Origin of the sequence: Mycobacterium sp. TY815 (genome assembly GCF_030755135.1) — a bacterium.
In the GTDB taxonomy this organism is placed as follows: domain Bacteria; phylum Actinomycetota; class Actinomycetes; order Mycobacteriales; family Mycobacteriaceae; genus Mycobacterium.
Window position 1 is genome coordinate 245,091 of record NZ_JAUFRX010000004.1, and the last position, 25,917, is coordinate 271,007.

Genomic DNA, 25,917 nt, shown 5'->3' on the forward strand with positions numbered 1-25,917 from the left:
GCGCGGCGAGAGGCGGGTGGTTGCGGCTGGCGGCGGCGTTTGCAGTGGCTTGGCGTAAGGGGCGTTGGGCGCTGCCAAAGTATGCGCCTGCTCGGTGGCTCCATCGGACGCCGGACTTGATGTTAATCGGCGAATTGGAACGGTGATGGCGTCGCGGGCGGCGTCTGCAAACTCGATAGTGGTCGCGTAACGGTTGGCGGGGTCTTTGGCCATGCCGGTGGCGATGACCTCATCAAGTGGAACCGGCACTTCTGTCCGGGCGGTGGAGGGCCGCGGCGGCGGCGAACTTATGTGGGCCACAATTAGACGCGGCATCGTGTCCGCGGTAAACGGTGGCTGCCCGGTCAGGCATTCATAGAGTACGCACGCCAACGAATAGATATCGACGCGGGTGTCCTCTTCACCCTCGAGGTTTAACCTCTCCGGTGCGATGTAGGCGAAGGTGCCGATCGTGTTGCCGGTCTTGGTCATTCGGGTGTCGTCCACAACCCGAGCGATCCCGAAGTCGATTAGGTACGCGAAGTCGCGATCATCCAGCAATATGTTCGATGGCTTAATGTCGCGGTGGATGAGTCCTATTTCATGGGCGGCATGTAAGGCTTCGGCGACTTGGCCGACAATGCCCACCGCGCGGGCAGGCTCGAGCGGCCCGTTGGCCAAGACTGCGGCGAGGTCGCGTCCCTTGATCAGCCGCATGCAAACGAACAGCCGGCCGTCGATCTGACCGTAATCATGAATGGGGACTACATGCGGAGTTTCCAACCGCGCCGCGGCATGGGCCTCCCGACGAAATCGCCGCTGGAACTCTTCATCTTTGGACAGCTTCGCGGACAAGACTTTGATCGCAACCTCACGGTCGGTCATCGTGTCGTGGGCCCGCCACACCTCGCCCATTCCACCCTCGCCAAGCATCGTCAACAACCGGTACCGTCCGAATGGCGTCCCCGCCGCGTCGTCCCCTGCCACGGTCACGATGCTATCGATCCGCGCCAACGCGCACGTCAGGATTCGCCCAGCACGGGGCCCCTGATGCACTGCTCGAGGCACGCCACCGCGAGTCGAATCGCGACCGGTCCGGACATGTTCATTGCTCCTGTCCTAGGACGAACTCGTGCATGCCGGGCACGGTGAATGCGAGCATGCCTCGCTCGGGCGCGTACACGAGACCCTTTTTGATCAGTTCGTTGCGTGCTACCGACAAAGCGCTGGCCCGAGATTTGCGCATGTGCGTCGTCAAACTAGAAACGGTGGTTGATCCATTGCCGGCCAGCTCGGCCAGAGCGCACAGCAGTTCCCTTTGTGCCGGCGTGGCGCGTTCCCAGCGGGATCGGTATAGGCCGTCGTCGACTTCGCGGCTGGCGTCATTAAGTCCTACCCGTACATCGTCGGCCGTGATCGGAGAACCAATTGCGTTATCCCACAGTTGTTTCCGATAGCTTGTAGAAAATGTGGGTAGCCCTTGGCGACGTCCGTGGCCATAGACAATCCACTGCACGTTAAGTGTGTGAGTGGGGATCGTCAACGCGTCCAGGGCTGCCGCTTGCTCGAATCGGACACCTCGTGGCGGTTGTCAAAAGCCGGTATCCCAGCAGAGACGCCGTCGTGCCGGTCAGCCGCAGCTACGTGCATTTCAACGATGTCGAAGCAGCGGTCGATGGTGACAACTGGCCACACATCCAGGGCGGGATTGACCTCGCTGAGATCCGACGTCGCATCCAGGCCGCCGGATTGGACTAAGGGCAAGGACGACGACTGTGGTTATCGGTGTGCGGAGTTTTTAACTAGAGCGACCGGCGCGGCCAGCAAAGCCCATGCTATTGCCGCCGCTGCCGCCAATACCGACGTTACCGCCGTTACCGCCGTTGTGACGAGGCTCATCGAAAGTGCTCAGTGTTGATCGGTGAATGTGCTCACCTGTGAGCTGGGTTCACTGTAGTGGTTGTCGGGTTCCGGTGGTTGCTTTGCGGAGGTTCTCAGCTCGGGCGTGGTGGTCTCGCAGGCGGTAGGAGTCGCCGTCGAGGTTGAGGACTACCGAGCGGTGCAGGAGGCGGTCGAGCATGGCCGCGGCGACGGTGGTGTCGCCGAGGATTTCGCCCCATTCGCCGACGCCGCGGTTGGTGGTGATGACGATCGACGTCTTCATATAGCGTTGCGCGACAACCTGGAACAGCGCGGAGGCGGCTTCACCGGGCAGCGGGAGGTAGCCCAGTTCGTCGATGACCAGGATGGTGGGCCCGGCGTAGAACCGCATGGTGGTGGCCCAGCGTCCCTCGATCGCGGCGCGGTGGCAGCGGGCGGCGAGGTCGGCGGCGGTGGTGAAGTAAGTGCGGTAGCCGGCATGGGCTGCAGCCCTGGCTAATCCGACCGACAGATGGGTTTTGCCGACACCTGGTGGCCCGATCAGCAGCACGTTGGTGGCGGTCTCCAGGTAACGGCAGGTACCTAGTTCGGCGATGAGTTTGCGGTCCAGTCCGGGGGCGGCGTCGTAGTCGAAGTCCTCCAGCGAGGCCGGGGTGGGCAGGCAGGCGAACCGCAACCGGCCGGCCAGTCGGCGGGCTTCGGTGGCCTGGACTTCGATGGCGAGTAGTTCCTCCAGGGCCGCCGTCATCGACGTGCCGTCGGCTTGAGCGCGGTCCAGGACGGAGGGCAGCGCTTCGGCGGCGTCGTGCAGCTTGAGTACCGCCAGGTGGCCGCGCAGACGTTGGTAGAGACTGGCTTGGGCGGCAGTGTTGGGTGCAGGCACCGGGTCGGCGGTGGTGGGTCGGGCGGTCATGGCAGGGTGTTCCTTCCGCGGGCGGCGCGTTCATAGGTGGACAGATCGATCACCGTCGTCGGGGAGTTCGCCGTGTCCACTGTTTGGATTTGGTTGATGTGAGATGCGTTGATGCGCAGTGCTTGGGCCGCCGACCGGGAAGCCGCCCCGGGTGGGATGCGCTCCTTGCGGCGATGGGATCGGCCGCCGATGGCGGCGGTGGCCATCGCGAGTTGATCCAGTGCCACGACGTGGCCGTGGTCGCGGACCATGACCCCGGCACCATCGGCGGCCAGCCGATGGCGGGCAATGGTGATCTGGGCGGAGGTGACGATGTCGATGACCGCCGAGCCCAGTACGTGGGTGACACTGACCGTCGCTGATGCCAACTCCGGGGGCACTGAGTAGCGGTTGCCGCGGTAGGACACCATCGCCTGACGTGACACCGTGCGGTCCTCGCGCAGGATCAGCGGGTATGGCGATTCTGGGAGTGGCGCTAAGGGTTCGGTAGCTGCGAGGGTGGCCACCGTGACCTTGCCGGCAGCGGTGGCCCGCCACCGGGCATCAGCACGAACCCGGCAGAATTCATCGAGGCTCTGCTGTGCCTGCTCGACGGTGATGTCATCGGGCAATGTGCGCCACCACCGTTGGGCTGCTGTGTGATTGGCTTTCTCCACCACACCTTTGCGGTTGCCGCGCCGTGGTGGACAGATAGCGACGGTTATGCCGTAGTGCTTGGCTACTCCGGCGAACGACGCGGTGACCCGACCAGAACCGGGGTCACACACGGTGGCCATCCGGTCGAAGCGCCAGGTATGGGTCAGCCCGCCGAGCGTGCGCGACACCCGGTCCAGGCAGTCCACCAGATGCGGTTGGGTCATTGCCGGCGCCAGCACTGCCCGCCACCGACTCGAGTGAGCCAGGGATCCGACCAATAGATGCGCCATCGCACCCCACCCCCACGATGCGGGTGGATTCGGCAGATCCAGCCAGTCCCATTGTGTTTCAGCCCCGGGCGGGTGCGCGATCACCGCGTTGGCGCGGTCTGTGGCATGCGCGCAGTCCGGACAGGCCGGGCGCAGGTTGCGTAGCCGGATCTGCCGTGTCAGCGTCGAATACGACAGTCCATAACCGAGGTCCTCGAGTTCGTCGCACAACGTGCGCGCCCACAGATGCGGATCCTCGGCCAGCCGCGCGGTCACGTACTCCACGAACGGCTCGAACGCATCGGTGGTGCCGGGCTTGCGCACCCCGGGAGTGGTGACACCGTTCAGATAGTTACGGACCGTTCTGCGGTTCTTCTTCGTATGCCGGGCAATGGCCGAGATCGACCAGCCTCGTTTACGCAGGGCGTGTATCTCCAAGTCGTCCTCCCATGTGAGCATGAGAAAGCGGGTCTCCTTCAAAGAGCTGGTGCGTGGTCAGAGACCACCAGCATCGAGGGAGGCCCGCCCTCATCGGCGGAGCCACACAGGTGAGCACTTTCGGCGAGCAGAACTGAGCATTTTCAATGAGCGCCGTCAGTTGTTGGAAGGATTTAGATCCCCGCCGTTGCCGCCGGTGGAATTGAGCCCTGTCCAGCCATTGCCCCGGTAGAAGCTGGTGGAGCTGCCGCCGCCACCACCACCGAGGCCTCTACCCAATTGCGGTAGCGGGCACTTCGCCGGGCTAGAGAGCTTGTTTTTGCTACTGAACCCCGAAACCACTCCGCACCAGAGGAATTCGTACTCATCCCGTCACACCTGAAGGACAGATCGATGGCGAGCTGTCAGCGGAGATAGATGACATCCGCTCCTAGGGGATAAAGGCTGGTAGCGGTAATCAGCGCCACTACATCGGCACGCAAGTGAATTTCAGGGTTCCATGGCGCCCTGGTGGCCAGCCGCTCACCCAGCGACGTGCCAGGCGGCCATGAGGACCAGCGTCTGATAGGGCGCCGGCATGGCCGCGGCGATCGCCTGAACTTCCTCGGCTGTTGGCGGGCGCACAGCCTCGGCGCGGCGGGACGTCTTCACATCCGGAGCCTGGCACACGGATTGAACTCGATCAGGTTGCGGTCCAACGCGTCCTGCATGATCGATCGCAGCAGTGCGTAAGCGTGGATGCGGGTGACCGGCGTGCTGGGCGCCGTGTCGGCATGCCAAATGGCCACCGCTTCGGCGCTGATGTCGCTTACGGACAATGCTGCGAATGTCGGCAGAATGTGCTCGGTGAGGAGCCTGCGGTAAGGCGCACGGGTGCTGCCACTGATCGGTCGCTGCTCAACCCACGCTCGGCTGTACGCGCCGAACGCCGTTGGTGGCCCGGTGATGTGAATGGTGCTGATCCTACTCAAGAGTCCTTTCGTGGATTGCCCGCAGTAATGGGCTCACTTGTATCGTGGCCAATATTGCTGCTTCTTTGCTTTCCGGTCCCGCACTGCTAATCAACCTCGCGAGCTGCTTGAGCCGTGCGTAGATTTCGCCTCATCCCGGACACGGCTCAATTCAGGAAGAGAGTGGGATCGGCAAGCATGAGGGTGCTCGGAATCACTGGTGTCAGTTGGGTTGCGATGAAAGGCAGGCCATAAGTGACTCCATCGATGCCGCAGACATTGTCGGTAAACATAATGATGTGGGTGCCGACGAGTGTTCCGTTCGGCTCAAGATGAAGATTGTAGGTGTTGGCAGCCGCGGTCAGGCCATCCGGGTTGTTCTTGGCTCGGAGGCTAACTTTCTCGCAAGGCATCATTACAACTGATTTCGACCCCTGCCAGGTGTTGTCGGTGAAATGGAAGACAGCTGCTGATCCCCGCGCTTCGCCGGTGTTGTCGTTGTCGACTGCCGCTGCGGTAGCGACGCATCCATTTGGACTGCAGAAGGAACGAAATCCCCAAGTTTCAACGTTGGTACCTGTTCCGGGAGTGAGGGTTCCGTTTACAGTGTTTCCGGAGTTGTCGAATGTGAGTCGATAAATTCCTGTCAAGCTAGGGCCGGGCGCGCTAGGGGTTGGTGGCATCGGGATAGCGGCCGGGACTGTTTCGGGAATCAAGACGTCAGCTGATACATCGCTGATCCTGACGCCGGTGCCGGACATCTGCACGACTTGGCCCACCAAACTGCACTCGTTGGTGATAGTGGTATTCGTTGCTAAGACCTTTAGAGACGCCGCCGGGGCTTGTGAAACGGGTTGTTGCGGTTCCAATGTGGTAACACCAACTACGGTGTCTTGAGCCGTATCGGTCGTGCAGCCTTTCGCGGCCGGGTGTGACGTGCGTAGTCGTTTTGGCATGCTCTGCCAATGATTTTCGGTCCACTGCCATTCGGCGGTAGGTCCGGCAGGGTCAACTTTGCTGTGGGTGTCCCTGTCCAGCGCCACCGACCTAGCCGCGCAGATGCGGCCCGTGCAGGTGGACCGAAATGCTCTCCATGCCGTCTCAGTCTGTGGCTGCTCGGGGGGGTTGGGGTTGGGAGAACCGAGCAGTGTCGTCAGACCAAGGTTGTAGTCGATCCGATAGACACCATTGAGCAAGGCAGCCGAGGATAGCGGGGCGGAAGCGGCATCGGCAGCATTCTTTGTGTTGGTGTGCTGTACGATCCCATTGGTTGTCAAGGCAATACCGAGCACGGCGACCGCGGCTGCCGCCAGCGCCACAGTCCGGCGCCGGCGTCGGGTCCGATCGCGGACAGGCTGCGGGGCATCGGCGAAATCGGTCAAGCCGACAGGTTGGGCGACGGCGGTTTGGGTGCTCTCCTGGCTTTGCTTGAGGGCGCCGGATGCCTTGCTTACTGCAGAAGCGAAGTCCCGGCAGCGTGGGTAGCGCTGCAATGGGCTCTTTGACAGGGCTTTTACGAAGACTGGATCCAGTGCTGCCAAGTCGGGACGGCGGTCGCTGAGCTTTGGTGGTGCGTCGTTGAGGTGTTGACTGATGACTGCGACCGGGTTGGGATGTTGGTAGACAGGCGAACCGGTTAACAGCTCGAATGCAGTAGCGGCCAGCCCATATTGATCTGCGCGGCCGTCGATGGCTGCGCCCATCAACTGTTCGGGTGCGGCATAGGCGACGGTACCCACGGTGACATTGGTTGCCGTAAGCCCGCTAACCTCGGATAGCTCTCGCGCAATGCCGAAGTCGCTCAACAGGACTCGGCGTTCGCCGTCTTCATCGGGGTCTGTGACCAAAATGTTGGAGGGTTTGACGTCACGGTGTAGCAAACCGCGCTGGTGGGCATAATCTAGCGCCTTGGCAACGGCAACTACGATCGGAATCGCGTCCTCCAGGGGCATACCGCCAGGGAAGCTGTCCCTCATCATCTGTGACGCGTCGGTACCGTCGATGTGGTCCATCGAAATCCAAAGTTGGCCATCGTTTTCGCCACGATCATTTACGCCCACGATGTTCGGGTGGTACAAATCGGCTGCCAAGTCGGCTTCCCGATTGAACCGCTCCCGGAACTCTGCTTCATTCGAGACCTCGTGGGGCAGGACCTTCAACGCCACGCGTCGGGGAAGCCGCGGATGGACCGCGAGATAGACCTCACCCATCCCGCCGGACCCAAGCAAGCTCAAAATCGTGTGGCCTGCAAAGGTGTCACCGTCGTGAAACAGCATGGTAGGAGCATAACGAGAACGCGCCCACTACATGTCCGGCTCGTTCTCCGCCCTTCGCCCGCCGAGCTAGTCACGACATGAGCGGACCGCTCCCCCAGCTGAACACCACCACGTGGCGATTTGGTGGGTATCAACCGCGGGTGCTCTAGCCCGGTGCCCGCTTACCCAGTCTCTATCAATGGCACCGGTGAGTCGGTCGAGACTGCCGAGCTGGTGGCTCACGGCTACACCATCAACTACCAGGCATCTAGCTGGACGATGATCGTGGCGCCGGTGTAGGCCGACGGCACTGACGGTCCTCCTGCCATCAACGCCATCGGAAAGAACACGTCCCAAAGCGTGACCGGCACAACGACGTTCCGCGCGAGCGGGCGCACCACGTTCCACGTGTACAACACACACGGGTCGTGGACCCTCACCTTCACCGCGCTGTAACTCAGCGGCATCCGTCGCGGCCACACTCCGAGTCCAGCTGCGCTCCTTCGGGAAGAGATGAAGGGAATGCCCTGTCCTAGCTGCGGAGAAGATATCCCTTACGACGGCCAACATTCTTCGTTAGCGGTCGGCTGTAGTCGCCGAATGACGTGGATGACGCCGTTGCGCCTCTTTGGGTTGCCGGTTGCGGGGATCTGACGTGTGCCCGGCTGAGCCTACGAGGAGTCTCCGGGACGTTCTGCCTCTGGGCTTCGTCAGACCGATCGAGTCCATCTGGTCGATGCCGATCACGGTGAAGGTGGACTTGCCGTCGCTGACGGGCTGATGACCGCACCTGTCTGGTCATTGAAAATTGCGGGTCCGGAGTTGCCGCCGCTGTTGCCGCGGCCGTCATGTCGGGACAGCGCAGCTACACAGGAGACACCGACGATCAGCACCAGGTGGACACCAACTGCTCCGAAGATGATCGCGAGTGTTCGACCGCCTTTACTCATCTTGACCGCCGGCGGCTGCGGAGCTGGTGGGGCGTAGTTCTCTGTCCACGTTGTGCCATCGAAATACCGCTGGCGACCAGATCCGTGCGGGTCCGGGTACCAGCCGGCCGCGGGTGGTGTTGTCAAAGCCGTTTCCCTTGAGTGTTGTTGGGCCATTAGGACGATGCTTCGTCCGTTGAGTAGCGGCCGGTGGATGGTCCGATTCTTCGTTTCGCGGGTCTTTGTCAGCGGCGGAATTCACGGATCCCGACAATTTGAAACGCACCATCAACCCTGGCAACCAGGGCATCGCGGTGCTTGTTTTCGATATGCCGACAGGCGCCCATCCGTCGGACCTTGTGTTCGTTTTTCACACCACCAGCGATTCACCGGGCGTGGCTATTAACGTCGACTGGAAGTCGTGATCTGACCGGGCTTCTCCTCCCCCGCAGGGAGATCGAATGATGAACCCGCACAACGGCTTCAAGCTCGGCTATTGGTCGGCATTGCTCAGTTAAGGAACTTCGGGCGGCAGGTTCCGCACGGCGGAATGGGTTTACCTACGTGATCGGTCGCCCATTGTTGGAGGTCGGCCAACTCTTTGGCGCAAACTTTCACGTATCGTCCGGTCCACGGGCCCCGTTGCGGGTCTTGCCCGCTGATCGTTCGGCAACGGGCGCGGTGGACGCGCGCAGCTGCAGCGCTGTGGTCGCGTCGGATGTTGATCACGTAGCCGTCCGGGAAGGCGGCGAGCCACTCCTGATAGTGGGCGTCGTCGTCACGGTACTCATGCAGGCCGGTGAGCTTCTCGCGGATCTTGCGAATATCATTTTCCATCAGCGGGATTACGTCGGTGCGGTCCCTGAGCGCAGTCATGAGGCGCTCGGTCTTGCCCGAGGAGTCCGGGAATCCGTCCGTCCGGTGGATGAAGCTTTCTTGACCCCCATGCGCAAACAGCACAGTGCCGGCAGCGGACCATGACACCCTGATCCTCTTGTCCGGCTCGGCCAGCAGCGAGTAAATATCTTCGTCGTTGTTGGCGGCGAGCACCTGCCACCCGTTGGCGCGGGCAGCGGCTCGCAGGGCCACTTGTGTGTCGTCTTTCGGGTTAGCTTCTTGCAGTTCAGGCGCGGAAATGACAGGGGGGTCGATTGACCCTCCGCACCGGAAGCTGCGCAACTCGTGGTCATCCGGTGTTAGGTGACCCCAGGCCAAAATGACGTCGCACCCCCCTGGCTTGCCCTCGGTGTCGCGGCACGGTCCAGCGTGGCCGACCAGGTCGGTGATCACCACTCCCTCGGGAATGCGAATGTCGACGATAGTGAGATTGCTGATCGACGGTCCACCGAAGGTCTGCTGTCCGATTTCGAGCAGTGACGAGTCGCCTGGCCCCAGGCCTACGAGACCCCCCACTCGGCGGTGATCGCGGGTGCCGGGCTGATTGATCAGCACCTTATCGCCCAGATCTAAGCGACCGTACGGGCTGACACTCATTCGTCCCAGCTCGGCATTGATGCCAACCACGACCTGGTTGCCGGCGGCCGGGTCAACCGTGACGTGCATGCCCAGCTCGGTGATCCTGCCGTCGCGGGGATGCCAAAGGCGGTCCGGGTATGTCCGTCCCAGGAGGGGGTCGAGTGAATCGATCGTCTGTTTCCAGAGGTTCAGCCAGTTTCTGCCTGGACCAACGACGAAGGACAGTTCGAGCCTGACAGGTCCGTGAGGCAGTTCCGTCGCCTCGGCCACGGCGGACCGGATCTGCTCTTTGAACGCGACAGTCGACGACGATGCGGTAGTCCTCGCGATCACCACGTCAGTCGACGGCGCAGGTAACTCGCGAGCAGTGTCGATCCGTACCATCGACCGCTCGCTGTGCTCCTTCGTGCACCACACCGATACCAGGCCCGGATCCCCTAGGCGATGGGCAAGTGGATACGCGTAGTTGTCGAGGTCGGCTGCGTCGAGCAGATCCCGTGTAGCCGGGAGCCCGACGTCGAGTCGGAGGGCCCACGGACCGTCGATCCGCGAGCCAGCGAGCAGCGCCTCAGTTTCATCCAGATACGCCCTCAGGCGAACTTGGGCTGGATCGTCGGACTTGTTCCACGATGCCAGCCGCGGCTCGAACCCTAGGGGGCGGTTTTCAGGTCGGGCATACCAACGCATTGCCACAAGCTAACGCGTCACACCGACAAGTCCGCCAGCAATCTGACGGCGCAGCGCGTCCCTAAGTCGACGAGCCCGGTCTCGGACAGCACGCGGCGTCAAGCCACCGACCGTGCCCTGTCGTCGAAGTCGGCACGTTCGTCGATACGTCACGTGACAAACCATGGATTTTGCCCCCGGGTGCGGACGGATGCCACATCTTCGGGCTGCCAGGCGAAGGTCAGCACCGGATCACCGGGTCACCGGATCACCGGATGCCAATCCCTGGGCGCAGAGTCCTTTGCTTGCTGAACTTTGGCCGGCCACGCTCGTAACGACTTGAGCGGGACCGAAGTCAACTCCCGAGCTGCCGTTGCCACCGATTCCGCCTTTGCCTCCGTTGCCGCCGTCACCACAGTTACCCACGGTTCCACCGCTTCCGCCGTTTCCGCCGTAGCCACCTAGACCGCCAACCCCGGGTGCACCTGAGGCGCCCTCGCCGAAAGCTAAACCTGCGGCGCCGCCGCCGCCTGCCGTACCGGCGTTGCCACCGTTACCTCCATGAGCCCCGCTGGTTGTTGCTCCCCGGGCGATGGTCAGCACCAGTCACCGGATCACCGGATCACCGGATCACCGGATCACCGGATCACCGACCAACATGCCAATCCCTGGGCCGGGACGACTGTGGTTATCGGTGTGCGGAGTTTTAACTAGAGCGACCGGCGCGGCCAGCAAAGCCCATGCTATTGCCGCCGCTGCCGCCAATACCGACGTTACCGCCGTTGCCACCGTTGTTTGAAGGATTTAGATCCCCGCCGTTGCCGCCGGTGGAATTGAGCCCTGTCCAGCCATTGCCCTGGTAGAAGCTGGTGGAGCTGCCGCCGCCACCACCACCGAGGCCTCTACCCAATTGCGGTAGCGGGCCGTCATCGGGACCACCTGTGTGTGTGCCGTAAGAGGAGCTATTGGCGGAGCCTCCTTGGCCGCCGCGGCCGCCAAGGGCTGTGGTAGAACCGGCACCGCCGCCGCCACCACCACCACCGCCAGCCGCTGCGCCGGACTGCCCGTTGGCGTAGCCGCCCCCTCCTCCGCCTCCTCCTGCGCCGCCGGTGCCGCCAACTGCGCCAGAGTTGGCGCTGCCGGTCCCGCCGGTTCCGACCGAGCCTTGGGTGCCGAGCGTGGATGTGGATGAGGCAGATCCACCTAGCCCACCCGCGCCGCCGTTACCCCCGGTACCGCCGATGCCTCCACCAACCCCTGCAGCGCCGCCGTCCCCGCCAGCTCCACCACCGCCACCGCCACCGCCTTTGGCTTGAAGGTCCCCGTCAGCGTTGCCGCCTCGGCCGCCGGAGCCGCCAGCACCGCCCCCGCCGCCGTTACCCGTCGTACCGCCGGCGCCGCCTTGCCCGCCGTCTCCGCCATCGCCTCCTGTGCCCGCAAGCGCGTTGTCACCGGTGAAAGCGTCGGCGCCGCTTCCGCCGACTCCGCCTCTGCCGCCTGCTCCTCCATTGCCTTTGCCGATACCGTTGCCGCCAGATCCACCGGCGCCGGCGGAACCGCCATTTCCGCCGGCACCCGGGTTACCGCCTACACCGCCGGTGCCCACCGCGCCGCCGGAACCCGCCGCCCCGCCGCCACCGCCCTTGCCACCGGTACCTCCGCTACGGTCCGCGCCGGTCGCGTCACCGCCGGCACCGCCGGCACCGCCGGCACCGCCTTGGCCGCCAGTACCGCCTTGGCCGCCGGTGCCGTTAATTGCTTTCGTGGTAGCGACGCCGCCGGCGCCACCGAGTCCACCTTTACCGCCGAGGCCCCCGTCTCCGCCGGCGCCGTTGGCCAGATTGGTTCCGCCTTGACCGCCTTGACCGCCTTGACCGCCTTGACCGCCAGTTCCGCCGATGTGACCAGCAAACGAGGTGCTTCCTCCTTGGCCGCCAATGCCGCCCGCGCCGCCGGTGCCGGCACCGCCCGCTTGGCCGGCTGTGCCCAAGCCGCCGCCGGCGGTCCCACCGTTGCCGCCGGTGCCGCCGTTGCCGCCGTTGCCGCCGTTAGCGGGGTTGTATCCGTCGTCGGTGCCGCCGATGCCGCCCGTGCCGCCGGTGCCGCCGGTGCCGCCGGTGCCGCCGTTGCCATTTGTGCCCCCGCTGCCAGCGCTGCCGCCAGCCCCGCCTTCACCGCCGTTGCCGCCGTCGCTTCCCTTGTCGCCTATACCCGCCGGGCCTGTGCCCGGGCCGGTGCCCTTGCCTGGGGCGCCTTGCATACCGGCTCCGCCGTCGCCTCCGGTCCCGCCGTTGCCGCCGGTGCCCGCCGCACCCGCAACGCCCGCGTTGCCGGTCGTGGCTCCGCCGGTGGCCGTACCCGCAGCCCCGCCGCTGCCGCCCGCTCCGGCGTTGCCCCCATTGCCGCCCGCACCGCCAGTTCCGGCGCCGGTGCCGGTGTCCGCCGTGCCGGTGGCTCCGTTACCGCCCAGGCCACCGCTGCCCCCGGTCCCGCCGACACCGCCGTTGCCGGCGTGACCACCCGCACCGGCGGCGCTGCCGCCCTGGCCGCCCTGCCCCCCACTCCCGCCGGCCGTCCCGGCCGTCCCCGCCGCCCCGGCGCCGGTCGCGTTCACCCCCGCCGCACCCTGCCCGCCCTGTCCCCCGGTCCCGCCATCCCCGCCGATGCCCGCCGCACCCGCAACGCCCGCCTTGCCGGTCGTGGCTCCGCCGGTGGCCGTACCCGCAGCCCCGCCGCTGCCGCCCGCACCGGCATTGCCCCCATTGCCGCCCGCACCGCCAGTTCCGGCGCCGGTGCCGGTGTCCGCCGTGCCGGTGGCTCCGTTACCGCCCAGACCACCGCTGCCCCCGGTCCCGCCGACACCGCCGTTGCCGGCGTAACCACCCGCACCGGCGGCGCCGCCCTGGCCGCCCTGCCCCCCACTCCCGCCGGCCGTCCCGGCCGTCCCCGCCGCCCCGGTACTACCGACCGGGGTAATACCGTCCGCGCCACGGCCGCCCTGCCCCCCGGTCCCGCCATCCCCGCCGATGCCCGCCGCACCCGCTGTGCCACCGGATCCTCCGGTACCGGCGCCACCGCCGAGACCGGCGGAACCACCGTTTCCCCCGGTGCCACCGCTGCCCGCACCCGAGCCTGAGTCAATTAGCCCTGTGCCGCCTTGACCGCCCCGGCCGCCGTTGCCGCCGGTGCCGCCGGCACCGTTGGCGCCGCCGATACCAGCTCCGCCGGCACCTCCTGCCCCGCCCGCGCCGCCTTGGGTGCCTTCGCCGCCAGCACCCGCAACTCCGCCGCCCGACGCGCCGTGCATTCCAGCACCGCCGTCGCCGCCGGTGCCGCCCTGGCCGCCAGTGCCCCCGGCGCCATCGCTGGCGCCGGGGCCACCACTACCGCCCAGACCGGCCGCACCACCCGCGCCGCCTTGGCCGCCCATGCCCGCTCCGGCACCGGAGTCGGCAGCGCCAACCCCGCCGGTGCCGCCGGTACCGCCGGAACCGCCGGAACCGCCGCTTCCCGAGGCGCCGTGAGCGCCGGCGGCGCCGCCGAAGAGCCCGGCGGCCTGCCCGCCTGCGCCGCCCTCGCCGCCCCGTCCACCCGACCCGCCCGCACCGCCCGCGCCGCCGGCTCCACCTGTCCCGCCGTTGACGCCGGACGCGCCCGGCGTACCGGCGCCGCCGTTGCCGCCCGCGCCACCACCTCCGCCAAGCCCTCCTCCGCCTCCCGCACCGCCGTTCCCGGACAGAAGTCCGCCCGCTCCACCCGCTCCGCCGTTGCCTCCTAAGCCACCCGCACCGCCCTGGATACCCGTCGGGCCATCCGTACCAGTAACCCCGGCTCCGCCGGCCCCGCCCACTCCCCCGTTACCGAACAAACCCGCGTCGCCGCCCCTGCCTCCGGACTGTCCGGGTGCCCCCGATCCGCCGTTGCCCCCATTGCCCCACAAAATTCCGCCGGCCCCACCATTTGCTCCGGTGCCTGGCGCACCGTTGGTGCCATTGCCGATCAGTGGACGTCCCAAAAGCGCTTGAGTGGGCGCGTTAATGACGCCGAGTACGAGTTGATCGACACTGAGCGCTTCGGCGGACGCGTAAGCCTCAGCGCTGCTTGCTATGGTCCGCTGAAATTGCTCATGAAAGCTCGCAGCTTGAACACTGAGCTGCCGATACTGCTCGCCATAGGCGCCAAACAACGCCGCGACAGCTGCCGACACCTCATCGCCAGCGGCAGCCGCCACCTGCGTTGTCGTCGCCACCGCCGCATTGTTTGCTGCGCTGACCGCCGAACCGATGCTCGCCAAATCAGCGGCTACTGCGTCGATAAAAGCCGGAGTTGCAAGCACATACGACATCTCGGGGTCACCCGCTCTGCAGCTATCGTCAACGACACGTGTCAGATCTATCCGACCAGCTGCAGCTTAGCCCCGCGTCGGCGAGAGGATCTGGGGTTTGACGATTTGCGCACGCCTCACGGCGTTGATGAAAACGCGGCGACGCCACGGACCGGGATCGCAAAATTGAACTTGCGGTCACGGTATTCGTAATTGCTTGAAGTCGCCGGACCCCGGTGCCGCGCGGGCGCCGGCACATCAAGCTGATCGCCTAAGACATAAGACACGTGTGCCCCCAACAGATCGGATGTGATCAGCCATCCCCCTGGCCCATCGGATCGTAACGTCGCCCTCCGAGCAATGTCTGCGTTTCGGCGAAGTCGCTCAAGCCGCTGCGATTTGCCTCTCCCGCAGGCGCACCGCCCACCCGTCGTCGTTGGCCTGAGCTGCTGACTGCACCGAAACGCCCTGATGATCCTCTGCCGCAACGACTTTGACGAATTCATCCGACGATGGCGGGTCTTCGAGGAAACGCATCTCGAAGACGACGGTGTTGACAGGTACGCACCACCGACTTCGCCGGGCTTAAGAGCTTGTTTTTGCTACTGAACCCCGAAACCACTCCTCACCAGAGGAATCCGTACTCATCCCGTCACACCTGAAGGACAGATCGATGGCGATTTGTCAGCGGAGATAGATGACATCCGCTCCTAGGGGATAAAGGCTGGTAGCGGTAATCATCGGCACGCAAGTGAATTTCAGGGTTCCATGGCGCACTGGTGGCCAGCCGCTCACCCAGCGACCTGCACTCCGGGACAGATGTACTCCAGCGCCGCGTCTAGCACCTGACCAGCGCTCGCCATGCTCGTCCCAAGGTAGTCGGACGTCTCGCTGACCACATAACGACCACTGAGGCCACCGCTGACCTGATTGCAAATGGTCCTGCCCGCATTTAACAGCCGCTGGTCGTTGCCTGGAACATGTCCGCGCACCAGGTTTACAAATGTCGACTCCCCGGCATTTGGAGGACCATTTTGGAGGCGGGCCGTGCAGACGAACGGATCTTCACGGGCACCACAGAAATCCGGATCGGCCCAGGCTGGGCTGGCCAGACATGGGCCACCACCGACAGCTACGGCTGCGAGAAGAGCCGCACCCACGGCTCTAAAGTTGGACTTCTTTCGCGACGCCATGATCGCCTCCTCCAGTGTTCCAACTCGCGGTTTCCCACAATCATGAAGAACGACACATCTCGATGGGGGCCCCACACCGCACGTACGCCGGGGTCGATGTCATCTCGCTTAAGCCACGTCGACAACATGGCCGGGTGAATGCCCAAATCATGGACGGTCTGGATTTTGCGGCTTGCCGGCACGCACGAGCGCGACCATACAGCCACGGAACTCAACTGCATAAGGGCGTGGCAGTCAGCCTTTCGGACGGGCTGTCGGTTAGCCACCGAAGCTGGAACCCCAAATGCAAGGGCAGGTCAAAACTGTCACGTGACAGTGCACCTGACCCTCCGCTGAAAGTGCGAGGTTTCTTCGAGTGCCTTATTGGCCGCCAACCGTTTCCGGCTTCCAGTCTGGAGCGACAGATCGCCGCACACATCTCGGAACCACCGCCGAATCCCTCGAAACTACAGCCAACAGACACCCACAATTCACATCCAACAGATTTGCGCCGCCGCGATCCCTGCCAAATCATCGCGGGCTCATTCGCAGGCGACGCCGTCACCGTCGCGGTCCAGCCCAGGGCGGTAGCCGGGTTGGCCGGCATAGAGCGGTGCAGCACCAGCGTTTCTCGCCGCCTTGCAGTCCGGGTAGTACACAGCCGACCCGCTTGTGGGCACCGGCACCGGCGTAGGAACAGGCTCCGGGTTGGTTGGGGATGAAGGCAGCGTCGCCGGGGCCGGTGGGGGCTTCGGGGCTGCGGCGGTCCGACCGCAGGTGATGAGTATCCCGGCGATTGCGTCGTGCTCGGCCTGAGTGACCCAGAGCGCATACGTGGCCTTCACGTCGATGATGCGGGAAACGAAGGTGCACCGATAGGACTTGTTGGGCGGCAACCATGTTGCGGCGTCTCCATCGCTCTTCTGCTCATTGATGGACGCGGTGGTCGCCTGCAGATTGATTGGATCGTTAGCGAAGTTTCGGCGTTGAATCGGGTCCCATTGTTGCGCCCCTTTCTGCCATGCGTCCGCTAACGCGACGATGTGGTCGACGTGGATTTCCGAGGACGTGTCCTGGCCGCGTTGGAACGCAGTGGTGGCGCCGCTGTAGGGATCGTGTAACACGCCGGCGAGCACGGTGCAGCCGTTTGACCCTGCTTTGATCTCGACCTCCTCGAGGTCACGCCGCAGGATGTCGTTACGGGTGTCGCAGCCATTGTGCCCGCCGGCCACAGTCACGTCGTCGCTCCACGCAGGACCGAATAAGCTTCGGTCATACCCCGTCTTCGGTGCGCGCCCCTTGATCGGCAGTGTGGCTAGTTTCGCCAGAGCTGAGGAAGCGTCGGCAGGCTGGATGTGTGGCGGCGGGTCGATTGACGTTGGCGCGGGCAGCGTCGCCAGAGCAGCCCCCGGAGGGGGCACATGGGTGCCATCGTCATGGCTACACAAGCCGATCAACAACGCCACACCGATCAGGCTCGCTGAAACTAGTATCAACCGGCGCGCTTTCAATCCCTTGGCCGTGCTGCCACTTTCAGTCACGTTCGGTCGTGCCTGCGCAGTCGAAGCTCCAGCGGATGGCGGCTGCAAGTGAAGAAATGTATTCGTCTTCGAGCTCTTTGTTGTGCTGCCGCCGGATCCACGACGGGTGCTTCGCGTGAAATACGTGCGGTAAGCCATTTCGACTTCCCCTACAGGGAATCACGAAGGGCAGATTCACTATTCGCGCCCGTGGATATAAGAAAAGCAACACCCTTTGCGCGTCGCGGCCCAGGGTGATCACTAGCAGTGGCCGCACTATCTCGAGCTCCCGGTGGAGGTGCGGAGCGCAGTTGACGATCTCGTACTCACGGGAGGCGCGATTTTTCGGCGGATGACAGTGCACCGCGTTGCTGATGAAAATGTTGCTCTTGCGCTGGCCGGCGCGCTCAATGCCTTCATCAATCATATCGCCGCTGCCGCCGGTGAACGGGATCTGGCTTTCCATGCACTTCTCGCACAGGCTCTGTCCGACCAGCGCCACCGGTGAGCTCAAACTGCCGTAGCCGGGTGCGGATGCAGTGAGTCGTGGGATATTCATGCCCTCGCAGCGCCGGCAACTTCTGATGTCCTCGTCGAGGGCGAGCTTGCGCATGAGCCGGGCAGCTGATGTGTCATCCTGCGTAACATCGGGATTCACAAACGAAGTGTAGGTAGATCCGCCTTGCTACCGACAGAGTGAGCGCTGCTGATTTGAGGCGGCGCACGGGGTGGGAGCTGCGGGCCTCAATGTCCCTAGTGCGAAACTCCAAACAGGTCTGTGCGTTGAAAAGACTTTGCTACGAGAGCCCCAGCGCCGCGCTCCGCCAGCGCCGCCGCTGCCTATAACGGCGCCGTCGCCGCCGTTGCCACCGTGACCACAGTTGCCTCCTGATCTGTGGAATGAGCCAGATCCGCCATCGCCGCCAGCTCCCCCGTGACCACCGTTGTCGGCGCACCGACCGAATATCCATATCTTCGCGATTTGGCTGCGGGATCCACCCGCGCCATTGGTGCCACCATCACCCCATTGCTGGTGATGCCGACCCAGCCAACGTCTCCTCGACCGCCCGTCCTACCCCCTCCGCTGCCGAATAGCAGCCCACCGGTGCCGCCGCCCCCGCAGTGCCCCAAACGAACGCCGACAAGTGCGGGGTCGCCCCGGTTCCGGTTCCGCCTGCTGCTCCCATGCCTCCATTGCCGAATATTCCGTGCCTGCCGCGACCGCCCGCTTGGCCCGGGGCGCCGGAACCAGTGTTGCCCCAGACGATCCGCCGGCACTGCGGTTGGCTCCGGTCCCTGCTGCTCCGTTGAAGCCGCCGCCGATCAGGGGTGCCTCAGCAACGGATTGGTTGCGGCGTTGATCAGCATCAGCGTTCTCAGCGCCCCGATTTTGAAAAGGGCACTGTTGGGGTAACCGGCCGCCTATGCGGTTTCTGATGTCAGTCCTCACGGCGTTGATGTTCACGAGTTGCGGCGGTATCGCCTCGGCCGACCCCGCTAACACCTATTACTGCCGGTTCACCACCTACCAGGGCGGGCCCTACTACGTGCAGGTTTACAACCTCAGAGTGCCTGGCAAGGGCATGTGTTCGGGCGCCGACGCTGATTACAGCCAAAAAGATTTCCAGAACGTCGACGGCTTGAAACGCCGGTGCATCCTCGACAGGGATGAGCAAATCAAGCAAAAGGCGGCGATCGTGTCCATTTACAGTGACGGCACACCGGCTAGTGTCGCGGCTGCACGGTTGATGTGTAGCAACACCGGCAACGCCTTCACCGACTAGCGCCGAGAGGCGCGCACTGAGATGGGCGCCCGCCAGGAGCTCCGCGTTCGCCATCCCCAACGCCAAGCGGGCCGCCGCGTTCACTGCCTGGCGTAGGCACTACAACACGCAGCCTCTCAGTAGGCCGGGTCCACTTGATTCGTTGCCAGTGCTGCGTTGGTCTGCTAGGCGCTAGGGGCAAGCAGCACGGTGACGCCGCTCGAGTGCCGCGTCATGTCAGGGCCGACCGGCGCCGCGTCCTTGGGTGGAAGCCCAACGACTTCAGCACGCGCCTACCGTAGGTGATCCCAACTGAGCGCATGGATCTTGTTGGCCGTCGAGTACACGAGACCGGTGCGGGGCTGGTGCGAGGTAGGTTTCGGTCGGCTGCTTATGGTTGGTCGATGGAAGGGAAGCCATTCGGCCGGTACCGCCTTGTCGAGTTGCTGGGGCGTGGCGGTATGGGGGAAGTCTGGCGCGCCTATGACTCGGCAGCCAACAACCGCGTTGTCGCAATCAAACTGCTCCCCGCCCACTTGGCTGGGAATGACTCTTTCGTTCAAAGGTTCCGCCGCGAGGCAGACACCGCGGCGCAGTTGAGTAACAAGCACGTCATCCCAATCCACAACTACGGTGAGATTGACGGCCAGCTGTACGTGGATATGCGGCTGATCGAGGGTCGGGATTTGCAAGCCGTCCTTGCCGGTGGCCGATTGCCAGTCGAGCGGGGGGTGCGGATCATCGAGCAGGTCGCTAAAGCCCTGCAGGCCGCTCACAAGGCTGGTTTGGTGCACCGCGACGTCAAACCGTCCAACATATTGCTCGATGAGGACGATGATGCCTACCTGATTGACTTCGGTCTCGCCGTCGGCGCCGAACAGACCAGCTTGACCCAATCCGGGACAATGATCGGATCCTGGCATTACATGGCCCCGGAACGATTCCGCGGCAGTGAAGTCGACCACCGCGCGGACATCTATGCGCTAGCCTGCGTCCTCTACGAGTGCTTGACAGGCAACCGCCCCTTTCCCGGAGACACCCTAGAAAGCCAAGCCGCTGCGCATCTCGCCGATCCGCCGCCGCGCCCGTCAATTGCCCAACCAGACATCAATCCAGCCTTCGACGAGGTAGTCGCGAAAGGCATGGCGAAAGACGCCAATGCGCGCTACTCGAGCGCCAAAGAACTCGCCGCTGCCGCACGAGCCGCTTTGGGCCAACCCACCACGCCTTTAGGTACCTATGCTGCCCCGACTGCCCCTGCGCGAGCGGCCGAAAACGTTGCAGTCCCGTCAAGATGGTCACAAAAGGGCAAACGGGTCATTTGGGCTGCCGGGATCACCGCGACTGTTGTCGTTCTCTGTTTAGTGCTTTTTCTGCGCAACACCGCAATTCCCCGAGATGAGTCCAAACGACCAATGCCCAGTGGTGGCCGTTCGAACCTGACCATGGCCCCGCATACTGGCAGCCCGCGGACGTCCGCCAGCGCCGTGCCGGGAGCCTCACACGACGTTGTCGTCAGCTTCACCCAAGTTGGTCGCTTTTTGGAGGTACGATTCCGAAATCCCAATACCGACGTGGGATTGGTTCGATCCCCGTTCGAGTTGGCGATTCTCGATGAGAATGGTGCGCTGTTAGGCACCGAGGGGCAAGGAGGCCTACCGGGTGCAATGGCCAACACCATCTACCAACTTCCACCCGGCGGCGAATACGGACTGGCCGGCATTATCGTGCCGGAAGGAAAGACCGTCGGCTCAGTCCAACTGACAATTCTTGGAAAATGGCTGCAGTGGGACACCGTGAATCCACCACAGGTGGCTTTGACCGATGCGACCGTCCGGGCCGACACCGGCTTCTCTGGCCCATCCGCGACGGGACGCCTCACCCTTGATAGGGACGGGCCGCTCAACGTGATCGTCGTAGCACTGGTGAAAACGTCGGCCGGCACCGTTGTGTCCGATGTAGTCGTGGATTGCGTTCAAACCGGTCAACAAAGAACTTTTCAAACCCTTGCTTTCGCACCCGCCCGCGGTCCCTACGAATTGGAATCGGCAGTCGCGTATGTCACCTCAGTCCCCGGTACTGGCCCACAGTACAAACCAACGTGCTGAGTCTGGATGGGCAGGTCTTGCTCGTCGTGACTCGCGATCTTGCGTTGAAAGGCGTGGTGGTAAACGCTCTGATTCGACCTACCAGCCGGGCCGCCGCTCGAGGTCCGGGGTCAAGACAGTGGTGCGCCGCAAAGCTCACCTCATAGTCGCGGGGTGCGTCAGCGGCCGCGCAGGGGCTGTCGGTGCGCTTGCGCCGGCCGCCTACGACAAACGCGGAAGCCTCACCTACTGCGGAGCGGTGCATTCAGGCCTGCACGCGAAGGGCGGGCGCACCCTGTACGAGCAGCTTCGCGGATTGAAGCGGCAACTTTTGCCCTACTCCCCCACGGCGGTATCGCCGAGCTTGTTCAGTGGTCCAGCCACGACTGGTCGGCGTAATGGAGTACGGCGAGTTTAGCGGCCTGCTGCGTCAGCCGGCGTGGAGGGACCCCCCCCCGGCGGTGCTGGCGCGAGGTCATTAAGCGAGTTGCAGTGAGCCAGTCACCGCGAGGCTTCATCCGCGATTCCCGGCCTCAAGATTCATTCCGTGAGGTCGACAACTGCAGCGCCCGCAGCGTTCGCCTTTACCGATTCGATCCCTTTTGTGGCGCCGGCTTTGCTCTCATAACCTTGGCTGGCGGCGATGATTTCGCCATTGGCTGCCTTCAGGTGAAAGCGATACTCGCCAGCTTTGTCTTTGGTGATTTCAAATTTCGCCGCCATGGTCACCCTTCTGGCCGTTGGGTTGCAGGGCCGCCGAAAGGACCGCCCTCGATTGAGGTCTACCACGACCCCACACGTGTTGGTACTCCCACCGGTGGTTGGTCGTCGCGCGCCGACGGCCGGCCGGCGGCGACAGCTGAAAGCGCTTGGGCAGCGTGTTCTGCGACTACAGGGATGCGCTCGAACCGTGCGGTTTGCCCAGCTGTCGTAACCCAGGGCCCAGCCGAGTGGGCCAAGGCGTCATCCTGGTCGTGGGCCGGGTAGGCCAGCACACCAAGATCGGCGTCGTGTCCGGCAAGGTAAGCAGCGAGCTGGTAGAGATCGCCCCGGTCGACGCCGCTCGGGTTTCCCGACCACGAGCGCAGCCGCTTGTACTTGGCGTCGATGACTGCACATACTCGCCCACCAGAGTCATGCACCACGATGTCGGGTTTGAGCCGCCCCATGTGAATTTCGGGCTTGGCGTGCGACCGCAACAAGTGCATTCCTTGTTGTTCTGCCGTGCCGTGAGCCACGCGGGTAGCGCCAAAGGCACGTCGCGCAGCGTGTAGCAGGAACAGCTCCCAGAGTTCAGCCACGTCGATCAGGACGCCGGATAGGTCAGCGGCGCTCGCCGACGTCAAATATCCTCGCCGCTTTGCAATTTCGTACGACAGGTGCGCGACGCCTTCGAACCGTCGGCTGATGGGGGTATATCGCACGCGGCGCAACGCCGCGGAGGTCGGTAGGTCAGGTAGAGCGCCGACCACACCGCGCAGCTGCGCCAAGACGCTACCCGTCGTGGCCGGCCGCCAGGTCGGTTTGAACGGCTGCAACGACCGCAGCGCTCGATCTGCCAGAACGATCACCCGTGCGACCGGGTTGTCGAGATCGCGGTCATGGCGCACGGTCGTCACGAGGGGACTGCCCGCTCTGCGATGCTTCGACGTGCCAGCGACATCGAGGCGGCCCCGCATAAATTGTTCGTCGTGGCGGGTGAGTCGACGCAATCGGGGTGTGCCGTGCCGAGCAGCGTCGGCCACTGCCGCTGACCACACTCGGTCGATCACTTCCACGATAAGCGGCGCCCGCGTCCCGGACGTTGCTGAACGGGGCACCACTGTGACATTGAGCGCCAGGGCGAGCCAAGCACCGATCACTTCGATGCCCAGGCGCGGTTCGATGTGGATCTCTCGGTCTTCGAATCGCAACTCGCCGATATAGCGCCCCGCCCACCAATTTCCGTCAGAGCCGCGGCTGAGTGCGGCCTCGTCCTCGTCGTCGACACGCGTCCCACGCCCGGCGAGCCGCAGGACGTGATCCTGCTCGCGTAGGCGAGTGGCTAGACGTGCCAGCCATGCATCTTCGGAGGCATTCGCTGCGGTCCGCGGTGAGAGGTCCTGGAAGATTACCGGTTCACTCACGGGAGGGTTCCGCTGAACAGCACCGCTTTCAACCGCGCACGCTCACTGGCAGCGACATCCGCCTCGAGTCCACCGAGATACTGCATCAACAGCGGTTCTAATGAGTAGGTCCACAGATCGTTCAGACCGGGCCGCGGCTTTCCATTCGTGGCCCATAGAACCCCTCCTCCTGAGAGGGTTTTGCGGCCGCGCAGCCAGTTGCCGACGAAAAATGATGCGTCGAAGTAGTACGTGTGGCCGAGCTCGTACTGCGATCCGAGGTGCGGCGAGGCCGATATGGCCTGGTTAAGCAACCCCGCTCGTTCAGCGAGGAGAGTCATGTCGTCGACTGCCCGATCCCAGCCCCACTTTGTGGGTGAGTGTTTGCGCCAGCGGTTCGCGTTGACCGCAATGATTGCTGATGCATCGAATTCTGCTGGGCGCCAGAAGAATCGACGCCGTAACGCGAAGTCGAGCTCCTCGACGGACTGGTCGATCAGGTTCATCGTGCCGATCACGAACAGGTTGGACGGCAGCGCCAGCGTCGCTACCTGATCGTCTCCGTTGTCGCTGTTGACACCGGGAAGGATCGCAACTGAGTCGCGATTCTCCAGCAGGCTGAATGCTTCACCGAACATCCGGCTCAGGTCGGTGCGGTTGATCTCATCGAGAACAAGAACCACTGGCAACCGGTCCTTCGCAGGAACAGCATTGATCGCCTTGACCAACAACGGCAGGTAGCCGGGAACGTAGGTTGTACTGCCGTCCGGTGTCAGACGCAGCCCCCGGATGAACTCCTCATAGCCGTAACCGGGATGCAGTTGTAGCCAGTGCACATTCGCCGCAATATAGCCGTCAAGTGCTGCTTGTTCGGTGAAAAACCTTGCTGCACCCCACTTTTCCAAGGCTGCCCGCCGAATGATCTGTTCAGCCAGTTGACGTGTCCGGTGTGTCTTGCCCGTGCCGGGAGCCCCGAAGACGACGAGCTGCTTCTTGTACGCCAGAAGGTCAATGTCGCTGGCACCTTCAGACTGAGTCGAACCGGGATCCCAGATCGATTGCAGCGGCGGCCGATAAAAGTCGAACATCGAATCGCCGCCACTGGGCTGGGCACCCGTGGCCGTTAATCGCTGCCGAATCTCATACAGCCGCTCATCAACATCGTCGGAGACAGCGTCACCAGTCAAGAATTCGTTGGCGAACGCATCGACAATCACGCGCTTATGGGTGCGACTGGATATTCGCTCGAACTCGTCGGGAAACAAGAGGTGCAGCAGGATGTGTCGCATTTCGCGTACTGCGATCCCGGCGCTCGCAGCGTCAGCGAAGTCACGCATCCGCCACGGGTCTGTCAGGAGCTGCTGCTGCTCGTTCGGTTCGCCGATGGCTTTGAAGCGCAGACAGAAATCGATCAGGTAGCCGATCTGGCGGTCGCGGGTGAGGTTGTAGCCCGGTCCGGGATTGCCGATGCCCTCGCTCATCGCCTCCGAGATCTTCTGCCACCCTGGCGGCAGCTCCTCACCCAGCGGCGCAACTATCGACTTGAGCATGGCGCGCTTTGCCGGGGTGCCGATGGCTTCGCGCACGAACAGCAAATAGATGGCGACGAGTTCAACGACCAGCCAACGGATTTCTTCATCAGCGGTTTCCAGTTGCAGCGCCAACTTCTGACCGAAGCTCTGATCAGCACCCTGCAGCGGGTTCTCAATCAAGCGCTCCCGGAAGTCCTGTAGGTTCTCGATTGTCCAAACGCTGCGATCGGGAAAGATCAGCGACCCCGATTCCAGGAGGCACGCGTTTTTCCACTCATCGATCAGGGCATCGGTTTTGACGCGACTGAACCCCGAACCGATAAACCGCGCCACAGCCTGAAGTGTAATCACGCCGCCCGACGCCGAGATCCGATGATCGGCCCTGGGCACTGCGAGGCGCTACGTGCGCCCGCACATGAGCTGCACCGGCGGCTTGGGGTCGGCGCGCGCCAGCGCAGTGCGCCGGGGCCGGCTTCTGGTCATCCTGGCGCCTTTCGTCGGATTGCTTGCTGCCGCAAGTTGACTCGTGTAGGCACGAGTTGACAGACACCACAGACGATGCGAAGGAAAGTACGCGTTGGTGACATACCGGTTATACGAGGATCACGGAGCAGTTGCCACATGCCCGGCATTCGCGGAGTCCGATGATTTCGACGCCCTGCGGTTGTGGGCAGTCACTAACAACGATTGGAAGGGCACGCGAAAGGTCGCGGTGATTGCTTCTGACGAGGGTCGCTTCTGGCTGATACGCCGAGACGGCTCAGTGTTGCGTGAAGTCAGCCATGAGCGCGGAATCACGGGAGGTCGTTCTCAGGCGGAGAAGCTCGCGCAGAGACTTGATGGCACTAAGCCCTTCACTCCCAAAGGCGCCGCAGACCTGAACTACGAATTGCCCTCCCTGAAGCGGTACCAGCACAAGACGATCCGCGTGCCCAAGACGTGACACGAACCACCGCTTCTCTGTACGAGCGAGGGTTCGCATCATTCCGCGACACTGGTCTGGATTTGATGGCTTGGGTGGC

The 25,917-nt window shown here is 63.7% G+C and carries 23 protein-coding genes and 1 pseudogene; 6 read left to right on the forward strand and 18 right to left on the reverse strand.

Annotated features, from left to right (window positions below):
- Positions 1-198: 198 nt before the first annotated feature.
- Positions 199-1,047: pseudogene (locus tag QXK92_RS31085) on the reverse strand (serine/threonine-protein kinase); the annotation flags it as partial.
- Between the two features lie 37 nt (positions 1,048-1,084).
- The gene (locus QXK92_RS31090; RefSeq protein ID WP_306248267.1) at positions 1,085-1,495 is read right to left on the reverse strand and encodes a hypothetical protein; all 411 of its coding nucleotides are present in this window, start codon (positions 1,493-1,495) and stop codon (positions 1,085-1,087) included.
- Positions 1,496-1,560: 65 nt separating this feature from the next.
- Here QXK92_RS31090 and QXK92_RS31095 point away from each other — a divergent pair, with 65 nt between their 5' ends.
- A complete protein-coding gene (locus tag QXK92_RS31095; protein WP_306248269.1) occupies positions 1,561-1,737 on the forward strand; it encodes a hypothetical protein in 177 nt (58 codons plus the stop codon).
- 190 nt (positions 1,738-1,927) lie between these two features.
- Here the strand turns inward: QXK92_RS31095 and istB are convergent, their stop codons facing one another.
- The 6 genes from istB to QXK92_RS31125 form a co-directional block, all read right to left on the reverse strand.
- Positions 1,928-2,773, reverse strand: coding sequence for an IS21-like element helper ATPase IstB (gene istB, locus QXK92_RS31100; RefSeq protein ID WP_306248271.1), 846 nt, complete (start codon positions 2,771-2,773; stop codon positions 1,928-1,930).
- Entirely contained in the window at positions 2,770-4,137 is a 1,368-nt protein-coding gene (locus tag QXK92_RS31105; protein WP_306248273.1) for an IS21 family transposase, read from the reverse strand. Before QXK92_RS31105 ends, istB begins: the two co-directional genes overlap by 4 nt.
- A 135-nt stretch (positions 4,138-4,272) precedes the next feature.
- Positions 4,273-4,395: a hypothetical protein gene (locus QXK92_RS31110; protein WP_306248275.1), complete on the reverse strand. Its 123-nt coding sequence runs from the start codon at positions 4,393-4,395 to the stop codon at positions 4,273-4,275.
- A gap of 243 nt (positions 4,396-4,638) precedes the next feature.
- Positions 4,639-4,767 carry a hypothetical protein gene (locus tag QXK92_RS31115; protein WP_306248276.1) on the reverse strand — a complete coding sequence of 43 codons (129 nt, stop codon included), beginning with the start codon at positions 4,765-4,767 and terminating at the stop codon, positions 4,639-4,641.
- Positions 4,764-5,087 (reverse strand): hypothetical protein, encoded by a 324-nt coding sequence (locus tag QXK92_RS31120; RefSeq protein ID WP_306248278.1) that lies wholly within the window; start codon positions 5,085-5,087, stop codon positions 4,764-4,766. Before QXK92_RS31120 ends, QXK92_RS31115 begins: the two co-directional genes overlap by 4 nt.
- 146 nt (positions 5,088-5,233) lie before the next feature.
- A complete protein-coding gene (locus tag QXK92_RS31125) occupies positions 5,234-7,342 on the reverse strand; it encodes a serine/threonine-protein kinase (RefSeq protein ID WP_306248280.1) in 2,109 nt (702 codons plus the stop codon).
- Between the two features lie 153 nt (positions 7,343-7,495).
- Between QXK92_RS31125 and QXK92_RS31130 the strand changes: the two genes are divergently transcribed.
- On the forward strand, positions 7,496-7,621 hold the full coding sequence (locus QXK92_RS31130; RefSeq protein WP_306248282.1) for a hypothetical protein: 126 nt from the start codon (positions 7,496-7,498) through the stop codon (positions 7,619-7,621).
- 443 nt (positions 7,622-8,064) lie between these two features.
- Here QXK92_RS31130 and QXK92_RS31135 read toward each other — a convergent pair whose 3' ends face one another.
- Positions 8,065-8,427, reverse strand: a complete 363-nt coding sequence (locus tag QXK92_RS31135) for a DUF2510 domain-containing protein (RefSeq protein ID WP_306248283.1) — start codon at positions 8,425-8,427, stop codon at positions 8,065-8,067.
- 98 nt (positions 8,428-8,525) lie between these two features.
- Here QXK92_RS31135 and QXK92_RS31140 point away from each other — a divergent pair, with 98 nt between their 5' ends.
- Positions 8,526-8,675, forward strand: a complete 150-nt coding sequence (locus QXK92_RS31140; RefSeq protein ID WP_306248285.1) for a hypothetical protein — start codon at positions 8,526-8,528, stop codon at positions 8,673-8,675.
- A gap of 85 nt (positions 8,676-8,760) precedes the next feature.
- On the opposite strand, the gene QXK92_RS31145 is transcribed toward QXK92_RS31140, so the two are convergent.
- The 6 genes from QXK92_RS31145 to QXK92_RS31160 form a co-directional block, all read right to left on the reverse strand.
- Positions 8,761-10,413, reverse strand: coding sequence for a hypothetical protein (locus tag QXK92_RS31145; protein WP_306248287.1), 1,653 nt, complete (start codon positions 10,411-10,413; stop codon positions 8,761-8,763).
- 231 nt (positions 10,414-10,644) lie between these two features.
- A complete protein-coding gene (locus QXK92_RS34235) occupies positions 10,645-10,995 on the reverse strand; it encodes a hypothetical protein (RefSeq protein WP_371934624.1) in 351 nt (116 codons plus the stop codon).
- Between the two features lie 103 nt (positions 10,996-11,098).
- A complete protein-coding gene (locus QXK92_RS31150) occupies positions 11,099-14,737 on the reverse strand; it encodes a PE family protein (RefSeq protein ID WP_371934625.1) in 3,639 nt (1,212 codons plus the stop codon).
- 770 nt (positions 14,738-15,507) lie between these two features.
- Positions 15,508-15,909 (reverse strand): DUF732 domain-containing protein, encoded by a 402-nt coding sequence (locus QXK92_RS34240; RefSeq protein WP_205878905.1) that lies wholly within the window; start codon positions 15,907-15,909, stop codon positions 15,508-15,510.
- A 521-nt stretch (positions 15,910-16,430) separates the two neighbouring features.
- A complete protein-coding gene (locus tag QXK92_RS31155; RefSeq protein ID WP_306248289.1) occupies positions 16,431-17,429 on the reverse strand; it encodes a DUF1524 domain-containing protein in 999 nt (332 codons plus the stop codon).
- Positions 17,422-18,066 carry a uracil-DNA glycosylase family protein gene (locus tag QXK92_RS31160; RefSeq protein ID WP_306248291.1) on the reverse strand — a complete coding sequence of 215 codons (645 nt, stop codon included), beginning with the start codon at positions 18,064-18,066 and terminating at the stop codon, positions 17,422-17,424. Before QXK92_RS31160 ends, QXK92_RS31155 begins: the two co-directional genes overlap by 8 nt.
- A 778-nt stretch (positions 18,067-18,844) precedes the next feature.
- Here QXK92_RS31160 and QXK92_RS31165 point away from each other — a divergent pair.
- Positions 18,845-19,192, forward strand: coding sequence for a hypothetical protein (locus QXK92_RS31165; RefSeq protein WP_306248292.1), 348 nt, complete (start codon positions 18,845-18,847; stop codon positions 19,190-19,192).
- Between the two features lie 383 nt (positions 19,193-19,575).
- Positions 19,576-21,279 carry a serine/threonine-protein kinase gene (locus QXK92_RS31170; RefSeq protein WP_306248294.1) on the forward strand — a complete coding sequence of 568 codons (1,704 nt, stop codon included), beginning with the start codon at positions 19,576-19,578 and terminating at the stop codon, positions 21,277-21,279.
- Between the two features lie 519 nt (positions 21,280-21,798).
- Here the strand turns inward: QXK92_RS31170 and QXK92_RS31175 are convergent.
- From QXK92_RS31175 to QXK92_RS31185, 3 genes are read right to left on the reverse strand one after another with little or no spacing between them, the layout of a single operon-like run.
- Positions 21,799-21,981 (reverse strand): DUF1508 domain-containing protein, encoded by a 183-nt coding sequence (locus tag QXK92_RS31175; RefSeq protein ID WP_055577122.1) that lies wholly within the window; start codon positions 21,979-21,981, stop codon positions 21,799-21,801.
- 59 nt (positions 21,982-22,040) lie between these two features.
- Positions 22,041-23,384, reverse strand: a complete 1,344-nt coding sequence (locus QXK92_RS31180) for a hypothetical protein (protein WP_306248296.1) — start codon at positions 23,382-23,384, stop codon at positions 22,041-22,043.
- The gene (locus tag QXK92_RS31185) at positions 23,381-25,228 is read right to left on the reverse strand and encodes an AAA family ATPase (RefSeq protein ID WP_306248298.1); all 1,848 of its coding nucleotides are present in this window, start codon (positions 25,226-25,228) and stop codon (positions 23,381-23,383) included. Before QXK92_RS31185 ends, QXK92_RS31180 begins: the two co-directional genes overlap by 4 nt.
- A 247-nt stretch (positions 25,229-25,475) precedes the next feature.
- Between QXK92_RS31185 and QXK92_RS31190 the strand changes: the two genes are divergently transcribed.
- Complete coding sequence (locus QXK92_RS31190; protein WP_156452379.1) at positions 25,476-25,838, forward strand: hypothetical protein; 363 nt, start codon at positions 25,476-25,478, stop codon at positions 25,836-25,838.
- The last annotated feature ends 79 nt before the right edge of the window (positions 25,839-25,917 follow it).

What these genes read in the sequence shown, in the direction of transcription:
- istB (WP_306248271.1), bottom strand. Translation starts at nt 2,773, where the DNA reads ATGACCGCCCGACCCACCACCGCCGACCCGGTGCCTGCACCCAACACT.
- QXK92_RS31105 (WP_306248273.1), bottom strand. Translation starts at nt 4,137, where the DNA reads ATGCTCACATGGGAGGACGACTTGGAGATACACGCCCTGCGTAAACGA.
- QXK92_RS31125 (WP_306248280.1), bottom strand. Translation starts at nt 7,342, where the DNA reads ATGCTGTTTCACGACGGTGACACCTTTGCAGGCCACACGATTTTGAGC.
- QXK92_RS31135 (WP_306248283.1), bottom strand. Translation starts at nt 8,427, where the DNA reads ATGGCCCAACAACACTCAAGGGAAACGGCTTTGACAACACCACCCGCG.
- QXK92_RS31145 (WP_306248287.1), bottom strand. Translation starts at nt 10,413, where the DNA reads ATGCGTTGGTATGCCCGACCTGAAAACCGCCCCCTAGGGTTCGAGCCG.
- QXK92_RS31150 (WP_371934625.1), bottom strand. Translation starts at nt 14,737, where the DNA reads ATGTCGTATGTGCTTGCAACTCCGGCTTTTATCGACGCAGTAGCCGCT.
- QXK92_RS34240 (WP_205878905.1), bottom strand. Translation starts at nt 15,909, where the DNA reads ATGGCGTCGCGAAAGAAGTCCAACTTTAGAGCCGTGGGTGCGGCTCTT.
- QXK92_RS31165 (WP_306248292.1), top strand. Translation starts at nt 18,845, where the DNA reads ATGTCAGTCCTCACGGCGTTGATGTTCACGAGTTGCGGCGGTATCGCC.
- QXK92_RS31170 (WP_306248294.1), top strand. Translation starts at nt 19,576, where the DNA reads ATGGAAGGGAAGCCATTCGGCCGGTACCGCCTTGTCGAGTTGCTGGGG.
- QXK92_RS31175 (WP_055577122.1), bottom strand. Translation starts at nt 21,981, where the DNA reads ATGGCGGCGAAATTTGAAATCACCAAAGACAAAGCTGGCGAGTATCGC.